Source organism: Microbulbifer mixtoriginis (SeqCode) (assembly GCF_052466865.1).
In genome coordinates, this window is sequence record NZ_CP174293.1 from 3,236,670 (window position 1) to 3,249,567 (window position 12,898).

Consider the following 12,898-nt stretch of genomic DNA (forward strand, 5'->3'; position numbering starts at 1 on the left):
ACAATTTCAGCCTTAACTCCCTCCCCGCAGTATTTTATAGCTCGCTCTCTCCCCCATATCTTTCCACTGCCGCTTAAAGTCTTCCAGCACAACCCCTGCGATAATATCGGCAAAACCGTCCGGGGTTTTACTCAACCGCTCTAAGGCTTTCTTTTTACATAGTGGAATAATAACTGCAGATTTCTCGCGTCTATCACACCTCAGCAAGCGACTGCGAATTTGCTCAGCCTCGCCACCGGAACAACTTGCATCGGTAATGACAAAAACATTGGTATCACTATCGAGATCAGGGCAGATCAGGTCCCACCCAAGATCAAACTGCCGGAATACAACCCCGCGAAAGCGCCCCCTGCCCACCTCACTACCTGTGATAAAGGGCCAGGCATGGGCTAGGGTCCAAAGATAAGATTTACTGAGCACATATTGCAGGTGCTGGTTTCTCACCAAACCCAACTGACACTGCTTTTTGAAAGTTTCATCATCCAGTTTTGCCTTACTGCAGATTGCCTTGGGAATAAGCTCCCCTTTATAACTGGTGGTAGGAATTACCACGACAAAGTCATCGGCCTCTTTCTTTTTTTCCAAGGCTTTAACAATGGTCGCCTGTAAGTGCAGAATAAATTCTTCAGTAGAAATTACGTCATGGGGTAAAGACGCCCTCTCTTCCCCCAGATTCATGTATCGCGCTTCATTTCGATACGCCGAAATAATTGGCTCTAGTTCTTCTCTGCTAAACAGCAGCTTCTCATCCAAAACCGCTTCTTTATTAATTTTTCTGGCATAGCAATCCAGAAGCATCTGGTCAGCCCGGTAAATTCCTTTATTTTTAGATGAGACACAGCGTAAATATTCAGCATCCTGAAACGCGAGAAAACGCTCAACTACCGGCCGGCTGATATCCCTGCCAAACAACTCATACAAAACCTCTTCATCTCTGGGTAAAAAGTAATTATTCGGGCGAAAGATATTTTGCAATTGCCTATGAGCCATTCATCTAACTCACTTTTAACCTTCTTCTTGAAATCTTGGTGGCATTCACACAGTGCCCTCAAACAACTTGGCATACCTCATGGAATTCAAAGCGCGGGTTGCGCGGATGTAACTTGGCATCCACACCGTATCCCAGATTACAGAGAAAGTTGGATTTAATATGGCCTGGACAATGTTCCTGTACAAAGGCTGTGGTTGAGGACTGATCACTGAAAAATTCATGATCTACTAGGGCATTATCAAACCCAGACATAGGGCCGCAGTCCAGGCCCAAAGCCCTCGCCGCCAGAATAAAGTAGCCACCCTGTATTGAACCATTGCGAAATGCCGTGGTTTCTGCCAACTCTGGATTATCGGCAAACCACTCACGCGCCGGTGTGTGGGGAAACAACTTGGGAAGATATTCATAAAAGCGCATATCAAATGCGATGATTGCTGTCACCGGTGCCGACATGGTTTTCTCAATATTGCCTGCATTCAAAGCCGGTTTAAGCCGGGCTTTTCCCTCCTTGCTCACAATAAAAACAACCCGCATCGGGCAACAGTTAGCGCTGGTGGGCGCCATCCTGACAAGATTGTGCAACTTTTTCAGCAACTCTTGCGGCACCGGTTTATCTTGCCAGTAACTATGTGTTCTAGCTTCAAAAAATAATTGATCTAATGCTGGAGGGGCAATCGATTTCATACCAGGCATTCTCGTGTCGCTTTCTGGAGAAAGTCTAGCTTTCAGACCGACGGAGAAACGGTTACTCCAAGTGTTAACGCAGCAGTATCATGCCGATATGGCAAGCAATCACCAGATAGGTCACGATACTGCGAGTACGAAAATACTGCTCCCGACCAGGCAGATTGGGATTTAAGCGGGCCTCCATCCAGGCCACAAAGGCAAAACCTATTGCGAGAATGGGCAACCCCCAAGCACTTTGATAAAGCATTAATCCCACCCACCCGGCAAGCGCAACCACATTACTGAGCACGATCAACGCCAACCGGTGAGGATGGCCGGGCCGGTTCAGCGCGCCCCCCCACCAGATACCACACAAAAAGCTGAGAATCACTGCGCTATAAGCGGTAAAGAATAGGCTGGCATCAATACCCAGGAGGGAGACTTCAGTTAGCTGCAACAATAGACCGACAACAAAAGGACAGAGCCCCAGGTAAGCCAGGGCATCAAATAAACGGGTATCCACCACCGGCTGCTGATAGCCGCTACTATCCATGCTGTCTAATCTTCCATACAGTAAGGGAGAACAGAAACAACAAGTTTAGTGGCACGGGGAAGCCAGCATGGAAGAGGAGAGCAAAATTGATGTCAAACAGGCCTTGCGGGTATTTGATCGTGTCACCCGGGAGGGACACAAGGAAACAGACGGCTGGCACTACAAGGGGCTGACAGTGAGCACCGACTTTGATGGCTACACCGTATTTATCAACTCAGCAAAAGTGAAGCTCACCGTCTTTTTTCACAATAAGTTTTCTATCGATTATTCGAGCGACAGAGAGCTGCAGGATTTTATACGCCTACTGGCTAGTCTTGATCAGAAATGAATACCTTAAGCGCCGTTGCTCCCCAGTGGACTAGCACCGTGGTAGCGCCTAAACCGCGGTAGCACCTAAATAGGCACACAGCATTTTGGTGTCCAATGTATGCCTGCAACTGATGTAGAACAACTTCACAGCCCTCCTGTCTAGTTAGGCAAGAAAGTGATCTCCAGTTGTGACAGTTCAGTGATTTTTAACGGACCCTAGCCCTGCGCCTTTCCCGGCACACCGCTATGGAAACGAAACTCACCATCGCCACTCAGCACGAGCTCTTTCTCCAGCGCTAACAACGCCTGCACCCGCGGCTCAATATCTTCATCTGCGGCTTTTTGCGCGAGATGTAGATAGTCGCGGAAATGGCGAGCTTCAGATTTCAGCAGAGACAGGTAAAATTTTTGCAGCTCTTCATCCAAGTGTGGCGCTATACGGGCAAAGCGTTCACAGGAACGTGCCTCAATAATGGCTCCACAAATCAGAGTATCCACAAGGCGCCCTGGCTCTGCGCTGCGCACCTCGGCACGCAACCCAGCCGCGTAGCGGGAGGCGCTCACGTGGGGATAGGCAATGCCGCGCTTTTCCATAATGGCCAGTACTTGCTCGAAGTGGCGCAACTCCTCACGAGCCAAACGAGACATCTTGTGCAGCAGCTCAAAATCCCCAAGATAGCGAAACATCAGGTTGAGCGCTGTACCGGCCGCCTTCTTTTCACAGTTGGCGTGGTCCACCAGCATCATTTCCGGCTCAGCCAGTGCTGCCTCAATCCAGGCATCCGGGGTGGCGCACAGCAGGAATTCGTGAATCGCGGACAAATCGGGAACTTGGGCACTCATGGGATCAGTATTTCATCTGGTATCAATCATTTGGCGCGGGATTATAGCGGCACAACAGCAGAAAGGCAGGCCCCAACAGAAATCAAGCGCTGCTCTCCAGGGCAGCTTTTACTGTCAATAGCTATCTATCCTTTTCCCTATGACGCACCCCCTTCAGTCAACCTCTAGCCAACCTCTAACCAACTTCACACGCCAGGCACCCCCCAGTTTTAAACAGTCCAAATAGAAATTTGTTAACGGTTTATTAAGTGCATTAAAATATTGATCTTTTAGATAGTGGAACTCGGCGATGAAAGACCATCGGCAATTGGCACTCAGCATCCCCCCCTTACTGGAGCAGATCCACAGCAGCGCAGCAGAATTACGCGACTCTCTTGAACAACTTCAAACTGCCAGTAAGCCCTGGCAACACTATCTGCTGCAGCCACCTTTTGCCTTGGAAGCAGCCCAGTCCTTGCAAGAAAGCTTTGAGCGGCCCTTTTCTCTTGCTGGCGCCCTGTATAACCAGCTGGATTATGCCGAACCTCTCGGAACCGGAGGCGATGCCCGTGCAACCCTGCAAATCCCGGGTCTATTGGCGGTTCCAGACAGGACTCTGGCGCTGGCAAAACAACTCAACAGCGACAAAGAGGCCTTTGCCAATGCTATCGCCGAGTACCGATCAGCCTTAGCTGAGCGGCCCATGGCAGAGCGAGACCGCAACGTGCGCGAGGTACTGGCGCAAGCGGGCTACCCCCGCGCGCACCTGCGTCAGTGCTACCGCTTGGTTTTACTCTGCGAACAGCATCCGGATGCCATCACCCTTTCCTGGATAAAGGCGCGCAAGTCCATTCGCAAAGTCACAGTGCAGTGGTGTGAAAAAAAGTTGGTCCAGATGGACCCAACCGGTGCAGATCCCGGCATCCAATACCAACGGCAACTGCTTGCCGGCCTGCACAAAAGCCAACAGGAGGACCTGCGCCAGGTACAGGTGCAGAGCCGCCCCAATCTACAGGTCGCCGAAATTTTCTTCGCACAGGAAGCTGGAGAGGAAGACCAGTATCGACAAGTGGGTTACTCCTCCATGCCGGTACTAGTGGCTGCGAATGAAGCCGGGCGATTGCCTGAATTTACTCGGGTCGATCATCAACCAAGTGTTAGCCGGCGCCGACAAAGAAGGGACCTGGCTATTTCCACAGAGCCATTCCTACCTGCCTTGCGTGTCTTCTTGCGACAGCAACGCTAGCGCCGGTTAACCGGAACGCCCAAAGGGCTACCGGAGCCTTTGAGCCAGCTCCGCCAATGTTTCTTCGAGTTGAATCCGGCAGGCTTCTTTAAGCGCCTTGTGGGATTTATCAAGAGCACTCAACTCATCATCGTTAAGACGCGCAAGTAGCCCACGATCGGCGTCTTGGCGCTTTTTGAAAATCTCTTTGGTTTTGTCCTCAGCCAGTCGGGGCGCAAAGCTCTGTAGCAGCTGTTCACCAGCCTTGAGGTCCCTATCCGGCTCAGAGGGCAAACTATCTTCGGCACGTATCGCCCGCTCTAACTCGTCCGCAAGCACCTGCCGGCGTTTGGTAATTGTGTTTAAGAAATTAGCTGCCGACTTTTCTTCAAGTTGCCCGGCCGCTGCACGGTAATCCTCCTCGCTACGACTAATAAGCATAAAAAGATCATTCAATGCTGCCTGGATATCAGTGCGAATGAGTGTCATTGCCCTCTCTCTTTTCTACTGAGGAGTTCCTCTGAATTGCGTGGCACCAGAACCTCAAGCGCTCTGGGAATCACCGAAAAGGTTGCAGGGGTTTCAGCAACCGGCTCCCCATCCGCATGAATCTGCAGACGCGGCTTGGTTTCTACCTCTATTCGCTGGGCACTGGCATTAAAAACCCCCTCGGTTAGATGGTGCTTGCCACCGCGGAGCAAAAGTGCCATGCCCAGCAACTCCAACAGGCCGCGCGGACGCAGACTATAGAGGTTAAGCTTGGCATCATTGATGCGTGCGTTCTCTGCAACCAGGTTGCCGCCACCGTAATAACGACCATTGCCCACGGCCAATTGGATTGACCGCATTTGGCAGCGCTCTTCATCTAGTGCCAGATTAACCCGGAATTTTTGTGTACGCCTCAGAGCAATAAAGAAGGCTCTCAGATAACTTAGAACCCCCCAGCGCCTTTTAATCTCGGAGTCTTGTGCTTCAGTCACTTTTACCCCAAGCCCCATATTGGCCACATTGAAAAAATAGTGACCATTGACAACACCGAGGTCGATTAGCTGGCGATGGTTGCCGATAATGACATCAAAAGCCTGCTCCAAGTCGACAATGCCAAGGGAGCGTGCCAAGTCATTCGCGGTACCCAGCGGTAGAATTGCCAGGGCCAATTGGCACTCTTTCAATACCCGAGCGGTGGAGCTGATGGTGCCATCTCCGCCACCGACTATCACAAGGTCGAGGTTCTTATGACTCTGCCGGATCGCAGCCTCGGTCTCCTCTGGGCCCTCGGAATGCAAGACTTCAACCTCTATTCCGTCAGCGCGTAAGCGCGCTAGGCCGCTGTCGATATCCGCCTCGGCACCATTCCGGCTTTTTGGATTAACCACGAGAAGTACTCTACGCGGATTTTTGTGAGCTGAGCTGATAGCCGGTTCTCCATTACCGGAAAGATGTACATCAATTCTAAAGGGGGAAGCGGCCTCGGGAAATACAGTAGCCCAGGCACGTAAGAATGCGCTGAGGCTGTAAGTCAGTCTTGTATCAAGCCAGGGGCGATAAAGCGCTGATAGTAGGCCACAGACAACGCATAAAAATCTTCATCGATGCGCCGGCGAATTTCCACCAGGCTCACTCCCCTGGCCTGAGCCGTCGGGCGCAGGCCGTAAGCACCCAGATCGCCAATCTGGCTGGCACCGGCGCGCAGCAGCTCAAAAACCCAGCAGTAGGCACTTTGGCTTTCATCAAAGCGAATTTGTTGATGGCGTAACTGGGAAAGCAGCAACGACTCATCAATGATTTCCAGCTGGCTGCGTACAGCATTGGTTAAATAGCCCTCCCGCCTGGAGGCAATAATACGGCGCTGCTCTTCGGTATAAGCATTCCAGTCGATCACCTCGTGGGCAAAACGCTTGCACCCACGACAGACATCATCACCTATTCCCGTTGAACAGACACCAATGCAAGGTGTACGGACTTTTTTGTACATCAATTAACCAGATTTAGCCGATCAGGCAACGCGGGCCTGGATTAAAATTGCGCGTAGACTATTTTGTTTCGGCCACTAAGAAAAGAGGTGAGGCAGCTGTAGTGGGCACAGTAAAATTTGCTCTGCGAATAGTCGAAATTCACTTAAATTATTGATTTTTCGATAAACTTAACAGCCGTAGGGCTTTGCTGTAGTATTCGCCACCCCGCCTTCAGCGGCCTCGAAAAAAAAATCCCGACAACAGTACAAAGATCGGGAATTCCACCCGCTGTTGGTGCCACCCCACACACCAAGAGGGACTTATCCGTGCTTGAAGCCTATCGTAAACACGTCGCAGAACGCGCCGAACAAGGCATCCCACCGAAGCCACTCGACGCAGAGCAAGTCGCTGGCCTGGTTGAGCTGCTGAAAAATCCGCCAAAAGGCGAAGAGCAGGAATTAGTTGACCTGCTAACCCACCGTGTACCCCCCGGTGTTGACGAAGCCGCTTACGTTAAAGCCGGCTTCCTGTCCGCCATTATCAAGGGCGACGCGGAGTCCCCGCTGATCGACCGCAAACACGCTGTAGAGCTGCTGGGCCAAATGCTGGGCGGCTACAACATCTCCACCCTGGTCGAGCTGCTGGACGACAAAGATCTGGCCGAACTGGCTGCCGAGCAGCTGAAAGGCACTCTGCTGATGTTTGACGCCTTCCACGATGTGGAAGAGAAAGCCAAAGCCGGCAACGAATTCGCCAAAGCGGTAATGCAATCCTGGGCTGACGCCGAGTGGTTCACCAAGCGCAACAAAGTGCCCGAGAGCATCAAAGTTGCCGTATTCAAGGTCACTGGCGAAACCAACACCGACGACCTGTCTCCGGCACCGGATGCCTGGTCTCGTCCTGACATTCCCCTGCACGCGCTGGCCATGTACAAAATGAAGCGCGACGGCCTGGAGCCTGAAGAAGCCGGCGTTACCGGCCCGCTGAAGCAAATTGAAGAAGTGAAAGCCAAGGGCCTGCCCGTTGCTTTCGTTGGTGACGTAGTCGGTACCGGTTCTTCCCGTAAGTCCGCCACCAACTCCGTGTTGTGGTACTTCGGTGAAGAAATGCCTGGCGTGCCCAATAAGAAGGGTGGCGGTATTTGTATCGGCGGTAAAGTTGCCCCGATCTTCTACAACACCATGGAAGATGCCGGCGCGCTGGTATTCGAAGCCCCCGTTGACGAACTGGGTATGGGCGACGTGATCGAGATCCGCCCTTACGACGGCAAGATCCTGGCCGAAGACGGCAAAGTCCTGTCTGAATTCCAACTGAAGTCCGACGTACTGCTGGACGAAGTTCAGGCTGGTGGTCGTATCAACCTGATCATCGGCCGCGGCCTGACCGGCAAAGCCCGTGAAGCCCTGGGCCTGGCGCCTTCCGAGCTGTTCCGCAAGCCTGAGCAACCTGCCGACACCGGCAAGGGTTACACTCTGGCGCAGAAGATGGTTGGTAAAGCTTGTGGCGTTGAAGGTATCCGTCCGGGCACCTACTGCGAACCAAAAATGACTACCGTGGGTTCCCAGGACACCACTGGCCCCATGACCCGTGACGAACTGAAAGACCTGGCTTGCCTCGGCTTTTCCGCCGACCTGGTAATGCAGTCCTTCTGTCACACTGCGGCCTACCCCAAGCCCGTCGATATCGACACCCAGCACACCCTGCCGGACTTCATTATGAATCGCGGCGGTGTTTCCCTGCGCCCGGCTGACGGCATCATCCACAGCTGGCTGAACCGCATGCTGCTGCCAGACACCGTAGGTACCGGTGGTGACTCCCACACCCGTTTCCCCATGGGCATCTCCTTCCCGGCAGGTTCCGGTCTGGTAGCTTTCGCCGCCGCTACCGGCGTTATGCCGCTAGATATGCCTGAGTCCGTACTGGTGCGCTTCAAAGGCAAAATGCAGCCTGGCATCACCTTGCGCGACCTGGTTCACGCCATTCCTCTCTACGCCATCAAGCAGGGCCTGCTGACCGTTGAGAAGAAAGGCAAGAAGAACATCTTCTCCGGCCGCATCCTCGAGATCGAAGGCCTGGAAGACCTGACTGTAGAGCAGGCATTCGAGCTGTCCGACGCCTCCGCCGAGCGCTCCGCTGCTGGCTGTACCATCAAGCTGTCCGAAGACACCATGGCCGAGTACCTGCGCTCCAACGTAACCCTGTTGCGCTGGATGATCGCTGAAGGTTACGGCTCCAAGCGCACCCTGGAGCGCCGCGCGCGCGCCATGGAAGAGTGGCTGGCCAACCCGAAACTGATGGAAGCGGACGCCGACGCCGAGTACCTGGAAGTCATCGAAATCGATCTGGCCGAGATCAAAGAGCCGATCGTCTGTGCTCCTAACGATCCAGACGACGCTCGCCTGCTGTCCGACGTTGCTGGCGATAAGGTAGACGAGGTGTTTATCGGCTCCTGTATGACCAACATCGGCCACTTCCGCGCTGCCGGTAAACTGCTGCAAGAACACAAAGGTGGCATCTCCACGCGCATGTGGATCTCCCCGCCCACCAAGATGGACGAGCACCAGTTGATGGAAGAGGGTTACTACAACATCTACGGTTCTGCCGGTGCCCGCACCGAAATGCCCGGATGTTCCCTGTGTATGGGTAACCAGGCGCGTGTGGCTCCGAACAGCACCGTACTATCTACCTCTACCCGCAACTTCCCCAACCGTCTGGGCGATGGTGCCAACGTGTACCTGACCTCCGCTGAGCTGGCTTCTGTAGGCGCCATCCTGGGTAAACTGCCGACTCCGGCTGAGTACCAGGAATACGCACAGAACCTGGACTCCATGTCCAGCGAGATCTACCGCTACCTGAACTTCGATCAGATTGAAGACTTCCAGAAGTCTGCCGAAGAAGGCAAGCGCATCGCCGCGACTGAGATCCAGGAAGTTAGTGTATAACTAACCGCCCTACCTCACTAAAAAGCCCCGCCATTTGGCGGGGCTTTTTTATTGCCCAAATACTTTGCGCAGTCATAATCTAGTGCTATCTAAGAAGTAAAACTATAAAAATAAAGCGTAAAACTGAGTTAAAGTGAGCTTTGCCTTTGTTCAGAAAGGGACACTTAACGCAGTAAGCCCATCCAAATCAAGCCTTACCTCTTCCATTAATAAAAAACACACTCACCACCATACCTAACAAAGCCAAGTGTGCATTCATCAAAAAGGCCCTACTCATACCTGTTGCTAGATCTGGAGCCAGTGCAACGATTGTCGTATTCAAGCCCAAGCCAATAGCACCGCCAATAATCTGAAACATATAAATAATGGCTGCTGCGAGGCTTGCACGGTTGAAACGAAGGATCAATATCGCTGCCGTCGTCACAGTTGGATAGAACAAGCCCATACCAACCCCCATCAATATCAGACCCGGGACAAAAGTAGTTAAATCAATTTGAGCACTGAGCCTCGAAAGTACCAACATACCCGCCCACATAAATAAAGCCCCTAGACTGGAAAGGCGCTTGGCCCCATACCGCCCATAGAGATGTCCAGCCAGAAAAGAAGTAGCACCAAAAGCAAGCATCATGGGAAGCAATGCAATACCAGATTGGATCGCAGAAAAACTCCAAATCTTGCTTAGAAATTGGGGGATAAACATAAGTGCAGCAATAAATGCCACAGAGACCAGTAGGGTCGCCACTCCCTCCGCTAAGAACTTCTTATTCTTCACCACATCAATGGGAATTAGCGGCTCTTCTGAGGAGTGGTAATCCAAACAGATAAAAACTGTAAAGAAAATCGCAAACGCCAAAAATAAAAGTATGGTTCGATAGTTAGTAAATCCCATATCTACCGACAGGTCCAACCCAACCAATAGCGCAAGTAATGCCAATGAGAGGAAGAGTAGCCCCATTAAGTCCACACGCTCAGAGGGAGCCTCAGGCAAGTCACTACCAATCAGTCGCCAACAAACCAACATTGCTACCAAAGTTATCGGGAGATTAAGAAAGAGAATCCACCGCCAACCTAAAGAATCAGTCACAATACCGCCAATAATTGGGCCAAGTGCGTTAGCGACAGCACAGCCAAGCATTAATAACCCACCAGCCACTCCTGCGCGCTTACTATCCAAAAGGTGGTATGTCATTCCAATCACGGCGGGCCACATCAAAGCACCACCAATACTTAACATTACGCGGCACCCCATCAACATCCAGATGTTAATGGAAAAGCCCCCCAGTAATGAGAACATCGAAAAAAGTGAGGCGCCTATGAAGAAAGTTCGGCGCCTACCCAACATATCAGCTAAACGCCCACACGATATTACAGAAACACCAAAAGCCAAGGCATAAGCATTAACCAGCCACATTGTTGTAGTAAGATCGATATTAAAGGTTTTTTGAATCGCAGGTAAGGCAACTGAAAAGGCCGTATAGTCATACCCAATAAGGAAAATAGAGAAAATTAACGCCGCCAGCCCCAAACTGCGGGCTTCGGAAACCGTTAACCCCTTTAAATTCATTATTTTTTACTCACCTAGCTATAAAGCACGCTTTATCGACCACCCAATTTTCTGACACCTAAGAAATACAGCAATTTTAAAACCCCGCTACTTTGCACTCCAAGCATTATTAAATGCCCTTTCTATAAGTCGTTAAATTTTACCTGTCAAGTAAAAAATCACACTAAAACAGCATCCCCCTTTCACTATTTCATTAGAGCATTCATTAGTGACCATCGCTTAAAAATAATCCTTAGTCCCCTTCCACAACTGTAAATCATGAAGTGAATCATTCATTAGCCAAGCACAATAGAAAAATACTGAAAAAGAAGCTGATGTTTACCCAAACATAAAGCCTTCAATCTTCCATTCGGTAAAAAGAGTAAGATCTCACACCCTGCAAAGCACTGTTAAATTGAATTGCTCCACAAACAGATCATCAAAATTGATCTTAAAATTTTACCCAGCAGACAAGATATATAAAGCGTCAAAACGAACCTCAAGAAAAACGTGCATCAACACCCCTCAAAAAATAAAGTGGCAATAAAAAACCAAGAAAAGTTATAAAAGCATCCACCTCAAAAATCCTGTAGACACCTTCAGCAATATCATCATAATAGGCTAGGATTATTGCGTTGAACCCAAGGGCAAGCGCACCACCCAAAAAACGGAACATATAAACAATCCCCCCCACGAGACTTGACTTACTGGGATCAACCAAAGCAACGGCAGCAGTAACCGCGGCTGGTGAATAGACTCCTAAACTTGCCCCGACCAATGCCAACCCAGGGATAAAAAAAACATAACTTGTGGATTCATTGAGTACTGACAGCCAATAGAGCCCGACACTCATACCAAGGGCTCCGCTACAAATTAACAGCCTTGCACCACACTTCTCGTGTATCAATCCAGATATAAAAGAAAAAATACTGGAGCTTATCATCATTGGCAAAAGAGCAACCCCTGCCATAAGGGCACTATATTTATGAACCTTAATAAAAAGTAGAGGTATATAAACAAGGACAGCAAAGAAGGCCGTCGCAACCAACAAAACACTAAACACTATAGATAGAAAACTGGCATCTTTTATCAACTCAATGGGTATTAGCGCAGCAGATCCCTTACTGATCTCTCTACAACCAAACCCCACAAGAAATACCATTGAAGAACACAACAACAAAGTGGAAAATAATCCAAAAGCATGCTTTTGAGCCAGCACTTCCATAGCCAGCAAGAAACAAAATAGTGACACTGAAAGCAATAATGCACCCAGATAATCAACATCCTCCTCAATTCTCACTACTTCATCAGCTGGGTACTTCCTACAACACAAAAAAATTATTATAAATGCCAATGGTATGTTGACAAAAAGGACCCACCTCCAGGTTAGGTACTCACTAAAAAAACCACCCAATATGGGCCCTAGGGATGTCGACAAACCAAGGGCAGCCAGTATTAACCCTCCCGCCAAACCGGCTCTCTCTGGAGGTAACAGGTTATAAGCCATCCCAAGAATCGCGGACCAGATCAACGCTCCAGCAAACCCCATTAATGCCCGACATAAGAGAAGCACCCATAGATCTTGTGCCAAACCACCCACAAGCGAGGACAACGCAAAGACAATAACGCCAAATATAAATAAGCGCCTACGACCGTAAACATCTGCCAGTCGACCACCAGTCACAATGATCACTCCATAAGTAAGAGAGTAAGCATTTATTACCCAGTGGACTGAAGTAAAATTTGAGGAAAAATTGGCAGCAATCGCCGGCAATGCAGGAGAGAAAGCTGTAAAGTCCCCTGCAACCAAGAAGACGGCAAGAGAGAGAACAGATAAGCCCCAATAGTGAAGTGATGTGAGCGTACTTTTATCTGCCATCATAAAAAACTAT

General features: G+C 50.4%; 12 protein-coding genes. 3 read left to right on the forward strand and 9 right to left on the reverse strand.

Annotated elements, in window-relative coordinates:
- Nucleotides 1-12 precede the first annotated feature (12 nt).
- From ACJJJA_RS14815 to ACJJJA_RS14825, 3 genes are all read right to left on the reverse strand, one after another.
- Nucleotides 13-990: a hypothetical protein gene (locus tag ACJJJA_RS14815; protein WP_444905150.1), complete on the reverse strand. Its 978-nt coding sequence runs from the start codon at nt 988-990 to the stop codon at nt 13-15.
- Between the two features lie 58 nt (nt 991-1,048).
- Entirely contained in the window at nt 1,049-1,675 is a 627-nt protein-coding gene (locus ACJJJA_RS14820; protein ID WP_444905151.1) for a malonic semialdehyde reductase, read from the reverse strand.
- Nucleotides 1,676-1,748: 73 nt separating this feature from the next.
- Entirely contained in the window at nt 1,749-2,210 is a 462-nt protein-coding gene (locus ACJJJA_RS14825) for a DUF3429 domain-containing protein (RefSeq protein WP_252082116.1), read from the reverse strand.
- 67 nt (nt 2,211-2,277) lie between these two features.
- On the opposite strand from ACJJJA_RS14825, the gene ACJJJA_RS14830 reads away from it, so the two are divergent.
- The gene (locus ACJJJA_RS14830) at nt 2,278-2,538 is read left to right on the forward strand and encodes a DUF3081 family protein (RefSeq protein WP_252082117.1); all 261 of its coding nucleotides are present in this window, start codon (nt 2,278-2,280) and stop codon (nt 2,536-2,538) included.
- Nucleotides 2,539-2,735: 197 nt separating this feature from the next.
- Here the strand turns inward: ACJJJA_RS14830 and ACJJJA_RS14835 are convergent, their stop codons facing one another.
- Nucleotides 2,736-3,362 (reverse strand): MiaE family protein, encoded by a 627-nt coding sequence (locus ACJJJA_RS14835; RefSeq protein WP_444905152.1) that lies wholly within the window; start codon nt 3,360-3,362, stop codon nt 2,736-2,738.
- Nucleotides 3,363-3,651: 289 nt separating this feature from the next.
- Here ACJJJA_RS14835 and ACJJJA_RS14840 point away from each other — a divergent pair, with 289 nt between their 5' ends.
- A complete protein-coding gene (locus tag ACJJJA_RS14840; protein ID WP_444905153.1) occupies nt 3,652-4,587 on the forward strand; it encodes a hypothetical protein in 936 nt (311 codons plus the stop codon).
- A 27-nt stretch (nt 4,588-4,614) separates the two neighbouring features.
- On the opposite strand, the gene ACJJJA_RS14845 is transcribed toward ACJJJA_RS14840, so the two are convergent.
- The 3 genes from ACJJJA_RS14845 to ACJJJA_RS14855 form a co-directional block, all read right to left on the reverse strand.
- Entirely contained in the window at nt 4,615-5,055 is a 441-nt protein-coding gene (locus tag ACJJJA_RS14845) for a hypothetical protein (protein WP_444905154.1), read from the reverse strand.
- Nucleotides 5,052-6,017, reverse strand: coding sequence for a lipid kinase (locus ACJJJA_RS14850; RefSeq protein WP_444905251.1), 966 nt, complete (start codon nt 6,015-6,017; stop codon nt 5,052-5,054). The genes ACJJJA_RS14845 and ACJJJA_RS14850 overlap by 4 nt, the downstream gene beginning before the upstream one ends.
- Before the next feature lie 68 nt (nt 6,018-6,085).
- Entirely contained in the window at nt 6,086-6,541 is a 456-nt protein-coding gene (locus ACJJJA_RS14855; RefSeq protein ID WP_444884455.1) for a DUF1289 domain-containing protein, read from the reverse strand.
- A 306-nt stretch (nt 6,542-6,847) separates the two neighbouring features.
- Here ACJJJA_RS14855 and acnB point away from each other — a divergent pair, with 306 nt between their 5' ends.
- A complete protein-coding gene (gene acnB / locus ACJJJA_RS14860; protein WP_444886539.1) occupies nt 6,848-9,463 on the forward strand; it encodes a bifunctional aconitate hydratase 2/2-methylisocitrate dehydratase in 2,616 nt (871 codons plus the stop codon).
- A 187-nt stretch (nt 9,464-9,650) separates the two neighbouring features.
- Here the strand turns inward: acnB and ACJJJA_RS14865 are convergent, their stop codons facing one another.
- Both ACJJJA_RS14865 and ACJJJA_RS14870 read right to left on the reverse strand, forming a co-directional pair.
- Nucleotides 9,651-11,027, reverse strand: a complete 1,377-nt coding sequence (locus ACJJJA_RS14865) for an MFS transporter (protein ID WP_444905155.1) — start codon at nt 11,025-11,027, stop codon at nt 9,651-9,653.
- Nucleotides 11,028-11,505: 478 nt separating this feature from the next.
- Nucleotides 11,506-12,888, reverse strand: coding sequence for an MFS transporter (locus tag ACJJJA_RS14870; RefSeq protein ID WP_444905156.1), 1,383 nt, complete (start codon nt 12,886-12,888; stop codon nt 11,506-11,508).
- Between the last annotated feature and the right edge of the window lie 10 nt (nt 12,889-12,898).

Coding starts and splice junctions, on each gene's coding strand:
- ACJJJA_RS14835 (WP_444905152.1), bottom strand. CDS start 3,362: ATGAGTGCCCAAGTTCCCGATTTGTCCGCGATTCACGAATTCCTGCTG.
- ACJJJA_RS14865 (WP_444905155.1), bottom strand. CDS start 11,027: ATGAATTTAAAGGGGTTAACGGTTTCCGAAGCCCGCAGTTTGGGGCTG.
- ACJJJA_RS14825 (WP_252082116.1), bottom strand. CDS start 2,210: ATGGATAGTAGCGGCTATCAGCAGCCGGTGGTGGATACCCGTTTATTT.
- ACJJJA_RS14870 (WP_444905156.1), bottom strand. CDS start 12,888: ATGATGGCAGATAAAAGTACGCTCACATCACTTCACTATTGGGGCTTA.
- ACJJJA_RS14820 (WP_444905151.1), bottom strand. CDS start 1,675: ATGAAATCGATTGCCCCTCCAGCATTAGATCAATTATTTTTTGAAGCT.
- ACJJJA_RS14830 (WP_252082117.1), top strand. CDS start 2,278: ATGGAAGAGGAGAGCAAAATTGATGTCAAACAGGCCTTGCGGGTATTT.
- ACJJJA_RS14855 (WP_444884455.1), bottom strand. CDS start 6,541: ATGTACAAAAAAGTCCGTACACCTTGCATTGGTGTCTGTTCAACGGGA.
- ACJJJA_RS14845 (WP_444905154.1), bottom strand. CDS start 5,055: ATGACACTCATTCGCACTGATATCCAGGCAGCATTGAATGATCTTTTT.
- ACJJJA_RS14840 (WP_444905153.1), top strand. CDS start 3,652: ATGAAAGACCATCGGCAATTGGCACTCAGCATCCCCCCCTTACTGGAG.
- ACJJJA_RS14815 (WP_444905150.1), bottom strand. CDS start 990: ATGGCTCATAGGCAATTGCAAAATATCTTTCGCCCGAATAATTACTTT.